The sequence below is a fragment of the Streptomyces sp. 13-12-16 genome (assembly GCF_002114215.1).
Taxonomy (GTDB): domain Bacteria; phylum Actinomycetota; class Actinomycetes; order Streptomycetales; family Streptomycetaceae; genus Streptomyces.
On the sequence record NZ_NCTE01001141.1, the window covers coordinates 1 to 910 of the forward strand.

The window sequence follows — 910 nt, forward strand, 5'->3', positions numbered from 1 at the left end:
AGCGCCTCGCCGCCGTCGCCACGGCGACCGGCCCCGGTGAGCCGGAGGCACCCGTCTCCGGTGGCATCCCGGTGGGCGGTGTCGTGCGCGGCGCCGACAGCGCGCCCGTGCCGCGGGCCGCCGTCACGCTGATCTCGCTGGGCGGGCGTCAGCTGGGCCGTTCGGTGGCGCAGGCCGACGGCGCGTACGCGGTGGACGCGCCCGGCGCCGGGTCGTACGTCCTGATCGCCGCCGCCGACGGCCACCAGCCGCAGGCGTCCACGATCGTCGTGAACGGCGAACCGGTCGCCTACGACATCCTGCTCAGCGGCACCAGCGGGCTGACCGGACTGGTCCGCACGGCGGACGGCGGGATGCCGGTGAAGGACGCGATGGTGATCGTCACCGATGTGCGCGGCGATCTGCTGGCCACCGGGAGCACCGGTGAGCAGGGCGAGTTCTCGTTCGCCGAGCTGGTGCCGGGCGCGGTGACCGTGGCGGTGAACGCCGCCGGGTACCGGCCGCGCGCCCTGCCCGTCGAGGTGGGCGGCACCGGGGTCACCCGGGTCGAGGTCGACCTGGAGACCGGTGCCCGGGTGCGGGGCGTGGTCCGCGCCCCGCACGGTCCGCTGGCCGACGCCAGGATCACCCTGGTCGACGCGGCCGGCAACGTGGCCGGCACGGCGACGACCGGTGCGGACGGCGCGTACGCCTTCGCCGATCTGGACGGCGGCGAGTACACCGTCATCGCCACGGGCTACCCGCCGGTGGCGACGTCGCTGACCGTCTCCGGCACCGGTGTCGACGACCACGACATCGAGCTCGCCCACCCGGGCGAGTAGCGGAACCCCGGCCCGTGGCGGGCGGGCGCGTCCTGTAGCGGAGACGCGCCCCCGCCGCGGGCCGGTCCGTTCACGACCATTTTGTACGC

Annotated in this window: 1 protein-coding gene; it reads left to right on the forward strand. The window is 75.8% G+C overall.

The window, feature by feature from the left end:
* Positions 1-821 (forward strand): collagen binding domain-containing protein (locus B7767_RS36540; RefSeq protein WP_179167444.1); only part of this gene is annotated, 821 nt, incomplete at its 5' end.
* Positions 822-910: the final 89 nt, after the last annotated feature.